Annotated in this window: 14 protein-coding genes; 6 read left to right on the top strand and 8 right to left on the bottom strand. The window is 60.8% G+C overall.

Going from position 1 to position 15,711, the window contains the following annotated elements; genetic code table 11:
* Window positions 1-18: 18 nt before the first annotated feature.
* Entirely contained in the window at window positions 19-648 is a 630-nt protein-coding gene (locus R6Y96_RS03065) for a type I 3-dehydroquinate dehydratase (RefSeq protein WP_318622057.1), read from the bottom strand.
* A gap of 256 nt (window positions 649-904) precedes the next feature.
* Between R6Y96_RS03065 and R6Y96_RS03060 the strand changes: the two genes are divergently transcribed.
* On the top strand, window positions 905-1,459 hold the full coding sequence (locus R6Y96_RS03060; protein ID WP_318622055.1) for a CBS domain-containing protein: 555 nt from the start codon (window positions 905-907) through the stop codon (window positions 1,457-1,459).
* 6 nt (window positions 1,460-1,465) lie between these two features.
* Here R6Y96_RS03060 and tpiA read toward each other — a convergent pair whose 3' ends face one another.
* The 3 genes from tpiA to R6Y96_RS03045 form a co-directional block, all read right to left on the bottom strand.
* Window positions 1,466-2,134, bottom strand: coding sequence for a triose-phosphate isomerase (tpiA, locus tag R6Y96_RS03055; protein ID WP_318622473.1), 669 nt, complete (start codon window positions 2,132-2,134; stop codon window positions 1,466-1,468).
* A gap of 98 nt (window positions 2,135-2,232) precedes the next feature.
* Window positions 2,233-4,770, bottom strand: coding sequence for a DUF3656 domain-containing U32 family peptidase (locus R6Y96_RS03050; RefSeq protein WP_318622054.1), 2,538 nt, complete (start codon window positions 4,768-4,770; stop codon window positions 2,233-2,235).
* A 189-nt stretch (window positions 4,771-4,959) separates the two neighbouring features.
* Window positions 4,960-5,847, bottom strand: coding sequence for an ABC transporter ATP-binding protein (locus R6Y96_RS03045; RefSeq protein WP_318622052.1), 888 nt, complete (start codon window positions 5,845-5,847; stop codon window positions 4,960-4,962).
* Between the two features lie 80 nt (window positions 5,848-5,927).
* Between R6Y96_RS03045 and R6Y96_RS03040 the strand changes: the two genes are divergently transcribed.
* The 3 genes from R6Y96_RS03040 to R6Y96_RS03030 all read left to right on the top strand — a co-directional run bounded on the left by R6Y96_RS03040 (window position 5,928) and on the right by R6Y96_RS03030 (window position 10,197).
* The gene (locus R6Y96_RS03040; RefSeq protein ID WP_318622050.1) at window positions 5,928-7,733 is read left to right on the top strand and encodes a PrsW family intramembrane metalloprotease; all 1,806 of its coding nucleotides are present in this window, start codon (window positions 5,928-5,930) and stop codon (window positions 7,731-7,733) included.
* On the top strand, window positions 7,730-8,803 hold the full coding sequence (locus R6Y96_RS03035; protein WP_318622048.1) for an ABC transporter permease: 1,074 nt from the start codon (window positions 7,730-7,732) through the stop codon (window positions 8,801-8,803). The genes R6Y96_RS03040 and R6Y96_RS03035 overlap by 4 nt, the downstream gene beginning before the upstream one ends.
* A gap of 86 nt (window positions 8,804-8,889) precedes the next feature.
* Window positions 8,890-10,197 carry a methyl-coenzyme M reductase glutamine C-methyltransferase gene (locus R6Y96_RS03030; RefSeq protein WP_318622047.1) on the top strand — a complete coding sequence of 436 codons (1,308 nt, stop codon included), beginning with the start codon at window positions 8,890-8,892 and terminating at the stop codon, window positions 10,195-10,197.
* Between the two features lie 60 nt (window positions 10,198-10,257).
* On the opposite strand, the gene R6Y96_RS03025 is transcribed toward R6Y96_RS03030, so the two are convergent.
* A complete protein-coding gene (locus R6Y96_RS03025) occupies window positions 10,258-11,343 on the bottom strand; it encodes a helix-hairpin-helix domain-containing protein (protein ID WP_318622046.1) in 1,086 nt (361 codons plus the stop codon).
* Window positions 11,344-11,509: 166 nt separating this feature from the next.
* Here R6Y96_RS03025 and ablB point away from each other — a divergent pair, with 166 nt between their 5' ends.
* The gene (gene ablB, locus R6Y96_RS03020; protein WP_318622045.1) at window positions 11,510-12,556 is read left to right on the top strand and encodes a putative beta-lysine N-acetyltransferase; all 1,047 of its coding nucleotides are present in this window, start codon (window positions 11,510-11,512) and stop codon (window positions 12,554-12,556) included.
* The gene (locus tag R6Y96_RS03015) at window positions 12,526-13,743 is read left to right on the top strand and encodes a geranylgeranyl reductase family protein (RefSeq protein ID WP_318622044.1); all 1,218 of its coding nucleotides are present in this window, start codon (window positions 12,526-12,528) and stop codon (window positions 13,741-13,743) included. Before ablB ends, R6Y96_RS03015 begins: the two co-directional genes overlap by 31 nt.
* A gap of 19 nt (window positions 13,744-13,762) precedes the next feature.
* On the opposite strand, the gene R6Y96_RS03010 is transcribed toward R6Y96_RS03015, so the two are convergent.
* The 3 genes from R6Y96_RS03010 to R6Y96_RS03000 all read right to left on the bottom strand — a co-directional run bounded on the left by R6Y96_RS03010 (window position 13,763) and on the right by R6Y96_RS03000 (window position 15,614).
* On the bottom strand, window positions 13,763-14,194 hold the full coding sequence (locus tag R6Y96_RS03010; protein WP_318622043.1) for an HNH endonuclease: 432 nt from the start codon (window positions 14,192-14,194) through the stop codon (window positions 13,763-13,765).
* A 101-nt stretch (window positions 14,195-14,295) separates the two neighbouring features.
* Window positions 14,296-15,384, bottom strand: a complete 1,089-nt coding sequence (gene dinB / locus R6Y96_RS03005; protein ID WP_318622042.1) for a DNA polymerase IV — start codon at window positions 15,382-15,384, stop codon at window positions 14,296-14,298.
* Window positions 15,381-15,614, bottom strand: coding sequence for a zinc ribbon domain-containing protein (locus tag R6Y96_RS03000; RefSeq protein ID WP_318622472.1), 234 nt, complete (start codon window positions 15,612-15,614; stop codon window positions 15,381-15,383). Before R6Y96_RS03000 ends, dinB begins: the two co-directional genes overlap by 4 nt.
* Window positions 15,615-15,711 lie beyond the last annotated feature (97 nt).

Genomic DNA, 15,711 nt, shown 5'->3' with positions numbered 1-15,711 from the left:
GTGGCGTTACCCGCCGCCTCACCCCAGCAGTTCGGCGATCTCGCGCATCTCCCGGATATGGTACTGCCCTTCGGCCATCGGTCTCCCCGCGTGGCAGAAGACAAACTCTGAACCGAAGAGCGGCAGGATCGCGCGGGCGAAACGGAACCTGCCGCCCATGACGCTTGTGCAGATTGGTTTCTGCGCATTGGCGGTGAACCGGAGGAGGTCGAGGAGTTCGTCCGGGTTTTCGGGCCGAACGACTATCTTCGGTATATCGCCGTACGACCTGAGCGTCCTCTCGATCCTCTCCAGGTCTCCCTGGCCGGGCATATCGTCTGTGTGGAGGGAGGCCAGGATCCTGGCCCCCTGGCTCCTGAGGGAGGGGGCATGCTTGCTGTAGCGCGTCTCAACGTCAACTATATCAACGTAGCCTGCAATCGGCCCGACTATTCCAGCCCAGAGGTCGGCATCGCCGACAAAGCCCCCTCCCTCCTCCCTGCTCCTTAGCGTGGCGATCAGGGGGATGGCGGTCATCTCCCGGATTGCACGGACGTGATCCAGCAGATCGCCCTCCATACGGTCGAGCCTGATCTCGATGAACGCCGGGTTGTATTCCAGCACCCCGTTGATGAGGGCGGGGTCGTCCACTGATACGACGATCTTCATACCTGCTGGATGTATTCCATGCTTATATCTTAAATACCTGTCATGCACCCTTTTGCGCCTGAGAATCTTGAGGCTGCCAGAACAGAGTGTCTTCAGGCCGTGCCCTGGTTTGATGAACCCGGTCATGGACGACGGATCCGCCGGGGATCTGCCCACATCCCCGCTATCAGGTCTGCGGCTTACCGGTCTTACCGGTTTTTCACGCTCACGGCCCGCAGGCAGGTATATATTGTAAAAAATTACTATGGGTAATCAAATGGAGATCCCAACTCCAGCGGAACTTCGTGCAAAAAGGATCCAGATGGGCTTAAAACAGGCTGATGTGGCCAGAATGGCCGGAATAAGCCAGTCCATGGTGGCGCGGATCGAGGCGGGCAGCGTGGATCCGAGAGTCAGCACGCTCGCAAAGATCGTGAACGTCCTGCAGGCAGCGGAGAAGTCGGCGGTGACAGCGGCCGACGTGATGCACTCCCCGGTTTTTTCGGTCACGCCGGAAGATCCCGTCAGCCGCGCCATCGAGATCATGGGGAAAAAAGGCATATCCCAGTTGCCGGTGCTCGAGAACGGGGTGCCCATCGGCTGCATATCCGAGTCGGCCATCACGAACGCAATGGACGAGGGAGGACTTCACCAGAAATGTCCGCGGGTGGTGAGGGACTACATGGAGCCGGGTTTCCCGACGGTCCCCCCCACAACACCGATAGAGACGGTCGTCCACCTGCTGCGCCACAGCCATGCTGTAATCGTCATCGAGAAAGGGAAGGTGCAGGGTGTGATCACCAGGCACGACCTGATCTCGCTGATAACGTAGATGTATTCAGATCAGGGAGACCAGGTCGCGGAGGACTGATTCGGGGTCTTCAGCCTTGACCACGCTCGAGGCAAGGAGAACGCCGCATGTCCCGAGATCGATGGCGATCTTCACGCACTCGCCGGACTGGATCCCTGCCCCCGTCAGGACTTTTACGTTCGGGTTAACCCCCAGGACTGCGTTGACGGAACGCTCGATTATACCGGGATCGGCCTTTGAGACCGATACCCCGCTCCCGATCAGCTCGGGGGGTTCGATCGCCACGTAGTCGGGGCCGAGCGCTGCGGCGGCAGCGCTGGTAGCATCGTTGTTTGTGCAGACGACCGACTCAAGGCGGAGCCTCCTGGCAGCCTGCAGACAGGCGTCGATATCCGCAAGGGTGAGACGGCGCTCGGAGTGGTTGATCAGGGTGCCACGGGCACCCGCAGACCGGACAGATTCCGGAAGAATATGACCGGTATGGGCACCAGGGCTGATCGGGTCGATATGCTGGGCGTAGACCGGGATCGAGTAGTGGTGGCTCATCGGGTGGAGTTCGGTGAAGGTCGGCGCGATGCCGATGACGACACCGCTCTCTTTTGCCACGGTCTCGGCCGCAGCAGCTATCCGATGGGCGTTGCTGCCCATACCTTCCTTGTAGGTCTTGAGGTTGATCAGGATGAACGGCGAATCCATATCCATCACGTCTGCCTGATAGGTTGCTCCACCCTGTATTAACTCTGATGCAGGCCCGCGGTCTTTCATCAACCCCAACCAATCCTGCGGGACGACCATCAACCCTCAATACCCCTGACAAAATGCCCGCCGGTGATGCCGCCGAGAGCCCGCCGTTTCACCTCGTTCCTGAGCCCGGGCAGTAGACCGAAGTCCCCACGGGCCACAGCATCGACCGCGGCCCGGTAGAAGCGGGCCATCTCCCCGGCGTAGCGGGGGCCCCGGCCCCGTGCATCGATGGCAACGGAGTCTATACCCATCTCCGCAATCTCCGGGAGGTGGTCGATCAGGCAGGTCTCAACCGCGTTTGCGATGTGAGTCCTGCCCTCACAGTCACACCTGAGCGGGAATACCCGGTTGCGCCCATCCTGCAGCCCGATAAACCCTCTGCTGCAACCTGCTTCGCCGGCGACGCCTCCCACCAGCCGGTCCTCGCTCACCATTGCCTCGATGCTGCCCTGGACCAGCACCTCGAGCTCCAGCGTCCCGCCGGTCGAGGCTGCAAGCCCGGCGAGGTCGTCGGCCGGGAGTTCCGGGGATGCCGTGCACCGCAGGAACAGCCCATCCAGTCTCGCGGCGGTGCGATGGTTCCAGAGGTTCAGTCCGGCGGCGCCGTAGAGGTTCATCCGCGGTTCGGCCCGCCTCACAGCATCAGCAGCGCCCATCCCGCTCACCATCACCCCGCTAACGCCTGCCCCGTATAGCGACGGCAGGATGGGCGTCGCCGCGTCCAGGAACGTCCGCCGGGTGATTGCAGGCCATTTCCAGACAACCTCCGCACCGCCGTCCCGGCAGACGCTGGCAGCCTCTTTGAGGAGAGAGGGAACGGCGGCCACTTCCAGGTAGACCGTCCCCGCCCCTCCACTGACAGCAGCCTCCACACCCTCCAGGGCGTCGGTGTAGACCGAGACCGACGGGACGCTGCGTCCCCGGTTGAGCGCCGCTGCTTGTTCCATCCTGGTGAGCGCCCTTTCAAGCCGTTGCCGGGCCGCATGAACCGCCTCCGCGTCCGGGCGTCGCGCGGCAAGGAGGATCTCCTTGACGGCCTCAAGAAACTCCCGCCGGACGCGGTTCAACTCTCCGAGCGGGGCAAAGAGGCCGCCCGGGTAGCGGATATCCATGCTCCTTATCACAAACGGCGTCCCCCCGGTCTTCCCGAACTGTGCGGATATCTGCTCCTCGGTCAGCGGCCGGTTCCGTGCCGCATCCATCCGGAGATCGGGGCGGTAACGCACCCCGAGTGGTTTACCACCCGGCAACTCGACGACCGCCTCCAGGCAGGGCGTCGCTCCATCCCAGGTGACCAGGAGATCTAGTTGCAGCGGTTCAGGGGCCGCCTCCATTATCCTCTTTGCCCCGTCCTCAAGATCCATGCTCTTTGTGAGGAAGACCCGTGCACCGGGCGTTACCGGCGCAGGGACGCTGAGTCGCAGCGTGCCGTTCCTGACGGCGGCTGCCCCCCGGACAACCGCTCCCACATCCATCGCGGGGTCATCTGTGCAGAAGACCAGCCCGTCGCCTGAACGGGGCACGATATCCCCGGCAAGGCGGACGGTTGCCTCCCCTCTCCGCGGATCGTAACCGGTGACCCGTCCCAGGTAGAGCCCCCGGTTCCCGGGCCGGTCGCGGGCCATGATATCGCGGGCGCCGAGGATGTAGCCCTCCGTGAACTCCCGGTTGAACGCGAGCGCCAGGTCCCGCAGATCCTCCCTTGATGGCGACCAGTCGCCGCCGGCGGCGATCGCATCGAGAGCGCGCCGGTAGATCCGGGTCACGATGGCGACGTAGGCGGGAGAACGCATCCTGCCCTCGATCTTTAGCGAGGCCACCGGTGCCCGCACCAGCCTATCGAGGTAGGGATAGACGCAGAGGTCCCGCGTAGATAGAAGGTATCGGTCATTCACGGGGAGGGGCTCCAGATCTCCCGGCCGACCGTATTCGTCCACCCCGGCGGTCACGAGCCGGTAGGGTTTCCGGCACGGTTGGGCGCACATCCCGCGGTTCCCGCTGCGGCCGCCGATGACCGAGGAGAGGAGGCACTGACCGGAGTAAGAGTAGCAGAGGGCACCGTGGGCGAAGACCTCAAGACCCACCCCTCCTGCACCGGGATCGGCCGCTATATCTTCGATTTCTGGAATGGTGAGTTCCCGCGCCAGAACCACCCTGGAGAAGCCTTTTCCAGCGGCCCTCAGAACGCCTTCACGGTTGTGTATCGTCATCTGGGTGGATGCGTGGAGTGGAAGGTCCGGGACGACCTCCCGTGCAAGCGCCGCCACACCGGGATCCTGAACCAGGACGGCGTCTGCTCCGATCTCGTAGAGACGGTTCAGGTATCGGGCCAGATCGGAGAGTTCTGCATCCCTGACCAGGATGTTCACGGTGACATAGACCCTGACACCGCGCAGGTGGGCGTAATCAATGGCGGAGACGAGTTCCTCCTCCGAGAAGTTCGCCGCGTAGTGCCGGGCACCGAACCGTCTCCCGGCAAGGTAGACGGCATCGGCACCAGCGCTGACCGCTGCAGCCAGAGCCTCAGGAGACCCCGCCGGCGCAAGCAGTTCTGGCAACCCTGCACCACGAAGATGATAGTACGGCATCTCTATGTTAGGTTTCGCCCCGGATGCCTATATACTCGTTCCAGCGGCGCAGGTGTGTGTCCCATTTAAAAGTTTCCCTGTGGCTATACCTCTAAATTGCCCCGGATAATCCAATTTGCACGGGGGGACAACGATTCCGGTGTACAAACCCGCCCTCCTCCCGTCGTCCCTTTGAGGGCGGCGGGCAACTCACTGCCCGATCTTTAACAACATCTCTTCAAGTGTCGGGTAGTGCGACTCGATCCGCTCTATCGTTGCGCCGGCGGCCGCAAGCGTCGCGGTCATCCTGTTAAGGTCTTCGATGCTGTGCGCCTCTGCCATGTAGCGGCCATTGGAGGCGATGTAACTGACCGGGGTTGAAAACGTCGCGGGATCGGGGATCCTGAAGAAGATCTGGTAGGTAATCGAGCCAAATGCCTCCCGGAGTTCGTGCATGCTGCCTTTTGCCACCACCTTCCCCCGGCGCAGGATCAGGACGAGATCGCAGGCCTCTTCCACCTGGAAGAGGTTGTGGGCGGAGAAGACCACCGTCTTGCCCTGATTGCGCAGCCCCTTGATGTAGTCGAGCACCGAGCGTGAGGTCATGGGGTCGAGGCCGGAGGTGGGTTCGTCGTATATGAGCAGGTCCGGATCGTGGATCAGCGATCGCGCTATTGCGACCTTCCGCTTCATCCCTTTCGAGAGTTCACCGATCTTCTTGCCATCGGGATCCAGCATGAGTTCGTCGAGGAGTTCCATCGACCGTTTCCGGATCACGTCTGCTGGAAGACCGTAGATCTCACCGAAGAACGCAAGGTACGCCTCAACGCTCATAGTCTCGTAGAGCCTGGACTCTTCCGGCAGGTATCCAAGGTTCCGTTTCAGATCGAGCGGTCTTTTAACAACGTCGATCCCATTTATGACAAGACTGCCCGCCGTCGGCGAGATAAGTCCGGCCATGATCTTTAAAAGAGTGGTCTTGCCCGCGCCGTTATGCCCGATCACCCCGAAGATCTCCCCATCGTCAAGGTCAAACGAGACGCCGTCGAGGGCCGGGAACTCGCCATAATACTTGACAAGATTGCGGGCCGCTATCATCCGGTATCTCTTTTGTCTCCGATGCCTACTAATAGGTTGCCCTACAGAAATATGCCTCTCAGACACCCTCCGGGATCACCATGAGTCTTATCTCCTCAATCCGGACGATCGCCACATGGGAGATAAAGCGATCCATGACCACGATGGGGAGAGGCATCCTGCCTATTGCTGTGGGGCTTCTTCTCCTCCTGGTGCTGGTGACGGCATTTGCCGCAGAGAGCGGTCTCCATCTACAGGACGGGATGTACCGGATCGGCGTTGATGACCCCGGCACGGCCAGTATAGTCGCATCCGACACCCGGTTTGCCACATACCAGGATGATGCAGCGTCGCTCTGGGAGAACAGGTTTTCCTACGATATCGTCATCATAAACGGGGAGGTCTACGCTGCTGACACGGATAAAGGGCGTGCGGCATTAAATACGCTCGAGCGCGATTACGAGAGTTACGTTGCAAGCGTGGCGGCAGCGGAACCCGACCTCTTCGCCGCCTATCCTCTCTGGATCGATCTCCAGTACGTGAAGAGCGAGATCGATTTCCTTGCGACCCAGAGCGGCCAGCAGGTCGGCGCCCCCGTGGAGACGAGGAGACCCCCATCTCCATCTCTCCCGGTCGAGGAGGTGACACCTCCATCCCAGGGCAGGCTCACAACCGAGGAAGAACTCAGGGAGCATCTCGTGGAGGCCGGGGATGGTCAGCCCCTCAAGCGCTACACATCTCTCATCTCTGGCGAGTCCGCCACAGACAGACTCCTGACACCCTCAGAACTCTCTTTGCCGCTGCCGTTTGATACCATCATCCTGGTCTTCGTCTTCATATTCCCGCTCTACTTCACCTCCCAGTTCTTCATGATGAGTGTGATGAACGAGAGGGTGGGACGCGCAGGTGAGGCGCTCCTCTCCACCCCCCTCCGTCCCGTGGCGATCGTCGTAGGAAAGGCCCTTCCCTACTTCACGATCATGATCCTGATCGCGGCCGCGATCACCCTCCTTGCCAGGGCGCCGCTTACGATCCTCCTTCCGCTCGTCCCGGTCATCCTCTTCTTCCTGGCAAACGCCCTCATCATAGGGATGACGTCCCGGAGTTTCAAAGAACTCTCCTTTGTCTCGATCTTCTTCTCGACCGTCGCCACGTCATACCTCTTCTTCCCGACGGTATTTGCAAACACCCACGTCATCAGCATCGTCTCCCCTCTCACCCTGGTCGTGATTGCAATCCAGGGTGACGGGTTCACCGCGATGGAGTACATCTACTCGACCGCGCTCTTCTTTGCAACGAGCATCATCCTCTTCTATCTCGGGATTGCAAACTTCCGGGAAGAACACCTCTTCTCGGAGATACGCCTGATATCACGGGTTGTTGACTTCATATCGACCGGGATCAGCCGGAACCACCCGCACTTCTCGCTCTTCCTGCTTGCCGCATTCATGATCCCGTTCGTCTTCATGGCCGAGATGCTGACGCTCGTCCTCTTCTTCAACATCCCCATGCCGCTCTCTCTCCTCCTGTTGACGATCACTGCCGCGGTCATCGAGGAGTTTGCAAAATCGATAGGGCTTTACGCTATAGTCAGGGATCGGCCCGGTTTCCTCACGCCGGGAAACCTTCTCGTCGGGGCAACGGTCACAGGCCTCGGGTTCCTTGTCGGCGAAAAACTCCTTCTCTTTGCCACGCTTGCCCAGATCACCGAATCGATCTTCGGGAGCATCCTCTTCCTCTCTCTCCAGGCGCTCTGGATGCCGCTCCTCCTCCACATCGCCGGGGTGCTGATCACCGGGGGGTTCCTGCTGCTCGGGGGGCGGCGCGCCTATGCGCCGGGAATCGTTGCTGCAGGTATGGTCCACAGTCTCTACAACCTCTACTTCATCGGGGGGATGCTCCTTTGAAGAGGCGTCATATCTATCTGATTGCAAAGAAAGAGATCGCCGGGCTGTCATCGGAGAAGACTATCGTCTTTGCGATCCTCCTCCAGGTCTTCATAGCGATGTTCTCGTCGTTCTTGATGGTTGGACTCACCGCGATGTATGACCCCGAGGCTATCGAGGGCTACTCAACGGTCACCTACAGAGTCGGTTACGCCGGGGCGGAATCACCGCTGATCGATGAGTTTGGAGAACGAGACGATCTCATCCTTTACAGGATGGATCTCGGTGCGGCGCTTGCGGCACTGCGCGAGCGGATGGTCTCGGCGGTGGTATACGTCCCGCAGACACCTCCCGACGCTGAAGGTCCGATCACAGTAACGCTCTATCTCATCCAGAACGACCTTCAGTCGGGTGTCGTCAACGTCAAGATAAAAGAGGTTCTCCAGGGTTACGAGGAACAACTCCGTGAGACCCGGGCCGACCGGCTGATCTACTCACCTGTGGAGTTGAACTTCCCGGACTCCGGGGGCGGTGAGAGTTTCTTTGAGTTTGTCTACGGTCTCCTCATCCCGCTGCTTGTCTTCCTCCCGGCGATCGTATCGGCGGCCCTGATCATCGACCTGATCACGGAGGAGTACCAGCGGCAGACGCTCGAGACCCTGCTCTCGACACCGATCATGTTCACGGAGGTGATCTGGGGAAAGATTGCCGCCTGCGAGGTTCTGGTTCCTGTCCAGGCGGGCGCCTGGCTCATCCTCCTCTGGCTAAACGGCATCCCGGTGGATAACGCCACGGCGATCCTCCTCCACGTCTCGACGTCCGGTCTCGTCCTCATACTGCTCGGGGCGCTCGTCGCGCTCCATTACCGTGAGAGGACGAGTGCCCAGTTCATATTCTCGACGGCGCTCGTGGTGGCCCTCCTCTTTGTCATGGCAGTCCCCTACAACCCCTTAAACCTCGTTGTAAGGCTGGCGGTGGACTCCATCGGCCCGATCCACTGGTATGTCCTGGCACTGGTCGCGGCTGCGACGGCGCTTCTAGGGTGGGCGATCACCCACTACGCCCGCCGGGTAGGGGAGAAGACACCCTGAGGGAGAGCGGGTCATCGGACTTGGTTGCACCGCAGTGAGACGGGACACCACCACCTTTTGTATACTGTCAGGGCGATAACTGTATCATGGAGATCACGATCCTCTCCCCCGGTATCTACACCTACGGCGCCATGCTGATCGGCGGCGTTCTTCGTGACGCAGGCCACCGCGTGACCCTCACCCGGACGCCTGAGGTTCCTATGGGTTCAATCCTGCTTATGAGCCTCTTCTCGACCCAGCACCTCCTCGATCCCGCGATCAGGGACGTGATCCGGGCACACCGCGAGCGTGGCGGGCGGGTCTACGTGGGGGGGCCCGTCTCGGCCGCACCGGAGATGGTGCTCGGTGAGATTGCCCCCGACGCGGTTGTCGTAGGTGAGGGTGAGGAGACGGTGGTCCGTCTGGTCGAGGAGGGGGTCTCGCCAGACCTCCCGGGAATAGCGTTTCTCGATGGCGGCAGAACTGTGGTGACGCCCCCCGCCCCTCCAGCGCCGATCGAGCGCCCGCTGCCCCTGATCCCGGACGATATAGGCAGCCAGAGTATCCGGGGGGCGAGCGCCTACATCGAGACCCACCGGGGGTGTATAGGGGGGTGCACCTTCTGCCAGGTGCCCCGGTTCTTCGGGAGGAGGGTCAGGAGCCGATCGATCGAGAGCATCATCGAGGAGGTAAAGGCTTTTGCAGCCCACGGCGCAAAACGTCTATCTATATCCGGGGGGACGGGGTCGCTCTACGGTTCGAGCAACGGGGAGATGAACCCGGACGCCTTCATCGCCCTCCTGCGCGGAATGGCGGAGGTGATGGGGCCCAAAAATATCTCCGCCCCGGATATCAGGGTGGACTGTATCACCGACGAGATACTTGACGCCATAAAGCGCTACACCATCGGCTGGGTCTTCTTCGGGATCGAGTCGGGGAGCGACCGGGTGCTCCGGATGATGGGTAAAGGCGTGAAGGTGAGGCAGGTTGTGGAGGCGGTGAAGCTGTGCCGGAAACACCGGCTCCATGTCGCCGGGAGTTTCATTGTCGGGTATCCGGGAGAGACTGAGCGGGATTACATGGCTACAAAGGATCTGATCGCCACCCTCCTGCTTGACGACACCTTTGTGAGCGCTGCCGAACCCATACCCGGAACGCCGCTTGCCGATCTCGTGGTAAAGACGCCACGCCATAAGAATCCGACTTTTATGCCGCATAAGAGTGACTACCGGGTGCTCGGTCTGACCGAGAGCGAGGCCCGGTGTTTAGACCTGATGATGCACGCTGACCTCTTCCGCAAGAGGATCCGGATTGTTAACGACGAGATCTACAACGCTTACCTTGCCGAGGTAAGGAAGCAGGGAAAGGAGATCCGGGCGGCAACCGACCTCATCCTCCGGTATGCCGGGGTTTAAGGGTTTCCAGCCAGACCACTCCCCTTCGAGCGGTCTTCGTACCGGGAGGTGGCGGCCACCTTACAGGATCAACTTCGTCTGGATGGTCCCCTTCCGGTTGCCGAAGGTGAGGTGGCGTGCGGCGACCTGTCCCCCGATTCCAGCACGTGCAAGGTCGGCCGGACCGGTGAACGGCCGCTGTTTGCGGAGTCTGATGATCCTGTCTGCTGCCTTCGGTCCTATCCCCGGGACGCGAAGTAAATCCCACTTTGTGGCGGTGTTTACGTTCACCGGCATCATATCGGCTGCGATGACCTCTTTTGGGTCGCGGTTTTCGAAGAACCCGTCTTCGTCGAGAGAAGCCTTGAGTTCGTCGGCCGTGAAACCGTAATCCCGGAGCAGGTAGTCGGCCTGGTAGCACCGTCGCGCCCGCCAGGCCGGTGTATCTGGATGCTCTGCGAGAGGAGTTCCGGGAAGGGAGCGGAACGCCGAGAAGTAGACCCGGGCTGGCCTGACCCGGCGATACTGGCCGGCGAGACAGGAGAGGATCTCTGCATCGGTCTCGTCCGCCGCCCCGATGACGAGCTGCGTTGTATGGCCCTCGGGCTTCTCCTCTGCCACCCAGGCCTGCCGTTTCAGGATATCCTGCTGGTAATCCTTCACCCCGGCTATGCACCCCAGGCGGTCTGAGGACGTGGTCTCCAGGTTGATGCTGATCCTGTCCGCCACCCTGGCTGCGTCATGGATATCCGCCCGTGCAGCGCCGGGAAGGATCTTGAGGTGGAGATAACCGTCGTAGCCCCTGCACCGCAGGATCTCCCCCGTCTCAACAAGGTCGTGCATCACAAGGTCGACGTCGTGCGGGATGCCGGAACTCAGGAAGAGGCCTCCGACAAGGTCTTCATGCCAGAGGCGAAGGAAGGCTTCGGCAAACTCATCCGGTGAGAACCCCAGTCGTTCACGGTTTACCCGGACGGAACAGTAGGCGCAGTCGTAGGAGCAATAACCGTTGAGAAGCACCTTGAGCATCCGGCCGCATCCACCCGCCCGCCGGTTGTAAGTTATGTGCGCCGCTGTAGAGAGGACATGGATGCACTCGCCGGGTGCGCAGATGTCAAACTGCCCGGCGGCAGTGAGGCTGGAGAGTTTCTGCTCCACAATGGACATGACTGGATCATCTGTCCACAGGTAAAAGAGCCTGTCGTGCGCGGGGTGAAAGTGTTTATTGGTCGCTGCTGCTAGGGAGCGAAATATCCATGTTCATTATATATTAAGATAAAAATATATTTTATGGAAGAGCATGTCAGGTTCTCGACAGGATCAGAAGAATCAAATGCGTTCTTCCGAAGCAGGAGCCGCCTTTACGCGGCATACCGTAGAGAGTTCCAGGCGACAGTCAGTTCAGGGGCATTCTCCATGCACTGACGCCTGTGATGATACCGTTACAGCGCTCGGGCGCAGCCTGGTCCACCACGGTCCGCACAACGACCGTGCCTTTCTTTATCATCTGGACACAACAGACCTCCCCGAGATCACTGGAAGGCTTGGGGCGTTTGCAAAAGAGCGCGGATATTCCAGTATATTTGCAAGGATACCGGCCACCGCCCTCGATCAGTTCGTATCAGACGGCTACACACCGCTGGTGCGTATCCCGGGATTGTTTCGCGGTGAGGTTGACGGCTACTACCTGGCGTACCGCCATCCCACGCGGGGCAGCAGGAGGAGCGGGAACGACGATGAAGTCCTTGCGGTTGCCATGGCCAAAGCCGGTGAGCGGGATGCGGCGTGTCCGGCGCTGGAACCGTGTTTCACCGCGGTTCGTGCCACTGCAGCGGACGCCCCGGCAGTAGCGTCGATCTATCGGAGTGTCTTTGAGACCTATCCTGTCCCGATTGATGACCCCGGTTACCTTGCGCAGAAGATGCAGGAGAATCTGCGCTGTTTCTGTGTAATTAAGCCCGGGAGTCGTATCGTTGCGGTCGCTGGAGCTGAAGTTGACGCCCGCGCCGAATTTGCAGAGATGACGGGTTTTGCAACTCTGCCCGGCTACCGGGGGCACGGGTTTGCAGCCATCCTCCTCCAGTTAATGGAGGAAGATGTCTACTCAAGCGGGATAAAGACGGTGTTTGCCATCGCCAGAGCCGGATCATACCCGGCCAACATCACGTTTGCCAGGGCAGGATACGCATTCGCAGGGGCGCTCTCTGAGAGTGTCAACATCTGCGGGTCGGTTGAGGATATGAACGTCTGGTGGAAGTCGATAGGCGTTTCGGACCGATCCAGGCAGACGGTCCGGCGGGAAAACAATATCCGGTTCACAGGCGAACCCTTCACAAGAGTGAAAGTCGAATGCGGGACCAGCCGGATTACGATGTTATAGTTGCTGGAGGAGGACCCGCCGGGAGCACCGCCGCCTTCCTGCTTGCAAAGGCGGGGCACCGCGTGGGGCTCTTTGAGCGGGCGGTATACCCACGTGAGAAGGTCTGCGGCGGTTGCCTGACACAGAAGTCTGTCCGGTTCCTGGACAGGGTATTTTCCCTCCCGCTGGATGCCCTCCGGCGGGAGGGGCTGCTCGACTTCACCGGGAAGGGGTGTGCCCTCTACATCGGTAATCGCCGCGTCCTCGCCGAAGGCCTGGCGGAACCGTTCTACTTCACCCGGCGGGACCGATACGATGCCTGCCTTGCCCTGATGGCGCGGGAGGCCGGGGCGGAGGTCCGGGAGGGGACTGAGGTGACCGCGGTCGACCACGTTCAGCGGACAGTAACCACCGCGGAGGGGGAGCGTTGCTCCGCCAGGGTCATCGTTGGGGCTGACGGGATCCACAGCAGCGTCCGCCGCTCTCTCCCGGAGGGTGTTGTTGATCGGCAACGGTGGCGCAGGAACCTTGGCCTGGCGCTGGAGATAAAAATCAACCGCGGGGAGGTGGAGATGCACCAGAACAGGGAAGCGGCGATCCCTCTGGACGCTGACATAGGGATACCTCACGTTTTCCTCGGCGCCTGCCCCATGGGTTACGGCTGGGTCTTCCCCAACACTGATGCGGTCATCGTGGGTATCGGTGGTTTGTTTGAGGCAAATCGGAGGGGGCTCCCCGGCCGGTTCAGGGAGTTCCTGGAGAGTATCGGGTTTGCGGCGTTTGCAGACCGAAAGCCAGCCGGATGCCTTCTGCCGTTTGGAAACTACACCCCATCCCCGGCCCATGAGGCTACGGTTCTGGTCGGGGATGCAGGCGGTTTCACAAGCCCCATCCTTGGGGAGGGGATCTTTTATGCCCAGAGAACGGCAGAACTCGCCGCTCACGCAATCGACCGCCACCTCACCTCGGGGGCGCCGCTTGCCGCGACATACACCTTTCTCCTGAACCGTCGTCTCATCCCTGAACTGGAGGCGGAGATGAGGATCCGGGACTTCCTCCACAGCCACCTCGACGGCAGGACGCCTGTCATCCTGCTCCGTCTCTTGATCAGGGCAACGCGTCGCCGTGTTATCGATGCTGTCCAGGGGCACCGTTCTTTTCAGGGGTTGTTTCGGCGTGATGAGGATCTCCACACAGCAGTCTGGTGAGAACACCCGACGGGTTTTCTCAGCGGTTTCGTTTCATCGCGGCCTGCAGAACCCTTATTACCCTTTCTTCTCCATCCTCATGCCGGAGACCGGCGTGCACCCTGGCATGACAGATCGCGCAGAGCGTCATGAGGTTTGCCAGGTCATCATTTGAAGGGTCGCGATCGATGTGGTGGATGTGGAGATCCTTTCCGGCGCCGCAGATGGCACAGCGCTCTCTGTCACGTTCAAGAACCCTGCGGCGTGTCTTCTTCCACCCCTGCAGCGCATACTTCTCCCGTGCCCGGATAGGGGTCTCGAACCGCTCGCAGTAGACACGGGCGTCGTCTCTCACGGCAAAAGGGCACCGGAGGCAGAGCCGGCAAAAGCCGTTCTGGTCGGGGTGGTCGCCGCAGAGAGGGCGTCCTGAACGGTCAAAGGCGTCAAGGCTCACCTGAAGAGTATATCTCACGATCGGGAGGGTTTGTGTGCGGCGTGTGATAAAACCCGGTCCCGTACCCTCAACCCTGAAACCGGTCGGGGCGATGGTGAAAATCTTGCTCTTTCCTAGCCTCAGGCGCAGAACTCTTCGATCGAGGCCTGGCGGGTGCGCCCGCCGCCCTCCAGGTTTGATAGCCGGATCCCGACGAGCCGGACGTCAGTGCCGTTCAGGAACGGCTGGAGAAGTTCAGAGACCGCCCTCTGGATCACGCCCGGATCCGCGGTGAAACGCTCCAGAGTCTTTGAACGGGTATACGTCTGAAACCCTCTGTACCTCACCTTGATCGTGACCGTACGGCACCGGAGACCCGCGGAGCGAAGCGTCCCTCCAACACTCTCCGCAAGCCCGGCCAGCGTCTCAGCGATCACCGTCGGATCGGAGGTATCCTCATCAAACGTCCTCTCCCGGGAGATGGACTTTCGCCCCTCACTGGACCGCACCTCCGCGCCGTCGATACCCTCGGCGAGGCGGCGCACCCGGATGCCCGGCCGTCCGAGGTGCGCGACTATCTCCTGGATATCCCGGTGTGCAAGATCGCCGATGGTCACGATGCCCATCCGCCGGAGTTCCTCCCCGCTCCGTCTCCCGATCCCCGGGATCTTCTCCACGGGGAGGGGGGCCAGGAACTCCGCGACCTCTTCCGGGCGGACGATCGTCAGGCCGTCTGGTTTACGGTAATCGGAAGCTATCTTTGCCACGGTCTTTCCCGGGGCGACCCCCACCGAGCAGGTAAGCCCGGTCTCTTCGCGGATCTCCTGCTTGATTGAGGCGGCGATTGCTTCTGCCGCTGTGAAATCGCCGATATCGCTGAGATCGAGGTAGGCCTCGTCTATGCTCACCTGCTCAAACAGCCTGCTGTGCCGGGAGAGGATCGCCATGACCCTCTCTGAGACCTGGAGATAGAGCGGCCGATCCACCGGGAGGTAGATGCCGTGGGGGCAGAGGTCGTAAGCCCGGGAGATGGGCATCCCGGAATGCACCCCGTAGCGCCTGGCCTCATACGAGCACGTGCTCACGACCCCCCGGCCGCCCCCTCCCCTCGGATCGGCGCCCACGATCACCGGCCGCCCGGAAAGCGATGGGTCGCGGAGGATCTCGATGGAGGCAAAGAAACTGTCCATGTCGACGTGCAGCACGATCCTGTTCCCGGCGGTTGTCATCCTGCAGAGATCTCATTCATGCTAACGTGAAATACCCCACGCCTCTCGGGCGGGGCTTCCCGGCTATCATGGCCAACGCTTGCACCGCAGAGATGTGATGTAGAGGTCTTGGCTCCACGGGCCTGAGGGGCTGTTTCCATCCCCACGCGGTGAATATTCACCGCAGCATTATAATCTCGATCGGCAATAAACCCACAGTATGGGCATTCGTGGACTCTCTCGGAGAGCATCTTCAGTTCGACCACATCTGTGTCGTCTCGCGGGGATCGATTTGAATGAAGTTCGTACCAGCACGTTCAGCCTTGTACAAGAGGTAAGAATAATAGA

It is taken from the genome of Methanoculleus receptaculi (assembly GCF_033472595.1).
GTDB lineage: Archaea > Halobacteriota > Methanomicrobia > Methanomicrobiales > Methanoculleaceae > Methanoculleus > Methanoculleus receptaculi.
This window is presented reverse-complemented; position numbering and strand designations above follow the sequence as displayed.

Bases quoted from the DNA above. Each gene is read 5' to 3' on its own strand.
- R6Y96_RS03050 (WP_318622054.1), bottom strand. From the start codon at position 4,770: ATGCCGTACTATCATCTTCGTGGTGCAGGGTTGCCAGAACTGCTTGCG.
- tpiA (WP_318622473.1), bottom strand. From the start codon at position 2,134: ATGGATTCGCCGTTCATCCTGATCAACCTCAAGACCTACAAGGAAGGT.
- R6Y96_RS03065 (WP_318622057.1), bottom strand. From the start codon at position 648: ATGAAGATCGTCGTATCAGTGGACGACCCCGCCCTCATCAACGGGGTG.
- R6Y96_RS03015 (WP_318622044.1), top strand. From the start codon at position 12,526: ATGCGGGACCAGCCGGATTACGATGTTATAGTTGCTGGAGGAGGACCC.
- ablB (WP_318622045.1), top strand. From the start codon at position 11,510: ATGCGTTCTTCCGAAGCAGGAGCCGCCTTTACGCGGCATACCGTAGAG.
- R6Y96_RS03030 (WP_318622047.1), top strand. From the start codon at position 8,890: ATGGAGATCACGATCCTCTCCCCCGGTATCTACACCTACGGCGCCATG.
- R6Y96_RS03040 (WP_318622050.1), top strand. From the start codon at position 5,928: ATGAGTCTTATCTCCTCAATCCGGACGATCGCCACATGGGAGATAAAG.
- R6Y96_RS03000 (WP_318622472.1), bottom strand. From the start codon at position 15,614: ATGCTCTCCGAGAGAGTCCACGAATGCCCATACTGTGGGTTTATTGCC.
- R6Y96_RS03025 (WP_318622046.1), bottom strand. From the start codon at position 11,343: ATGTCCATTGTGGAGCAGAAACTCTCCAGCCTCACTGCCGCCGGGCAG.
- R6Y96_RS03045 (WP_318622052.1), bottom strand. From the start codon at position 5,847: ATGATAGCGGCCCGCAATCTTGTCAAGTATTATGGCGAGTTCCCGGCC.
- R6Y96_RS03060 (WP_318622055.1), top strand. From the start codon at position 905: ATGGAGATCCCAACTCCAGCGGAACTTCGTGCAAAAAGGATCCAGATG.
- dinB (WP_318622042.1), bottom strand. From the start codon at position 15,384: ATGACAACCGCCGGGAACAGGATCGTGCTGCACGTCGACATGGACAGT.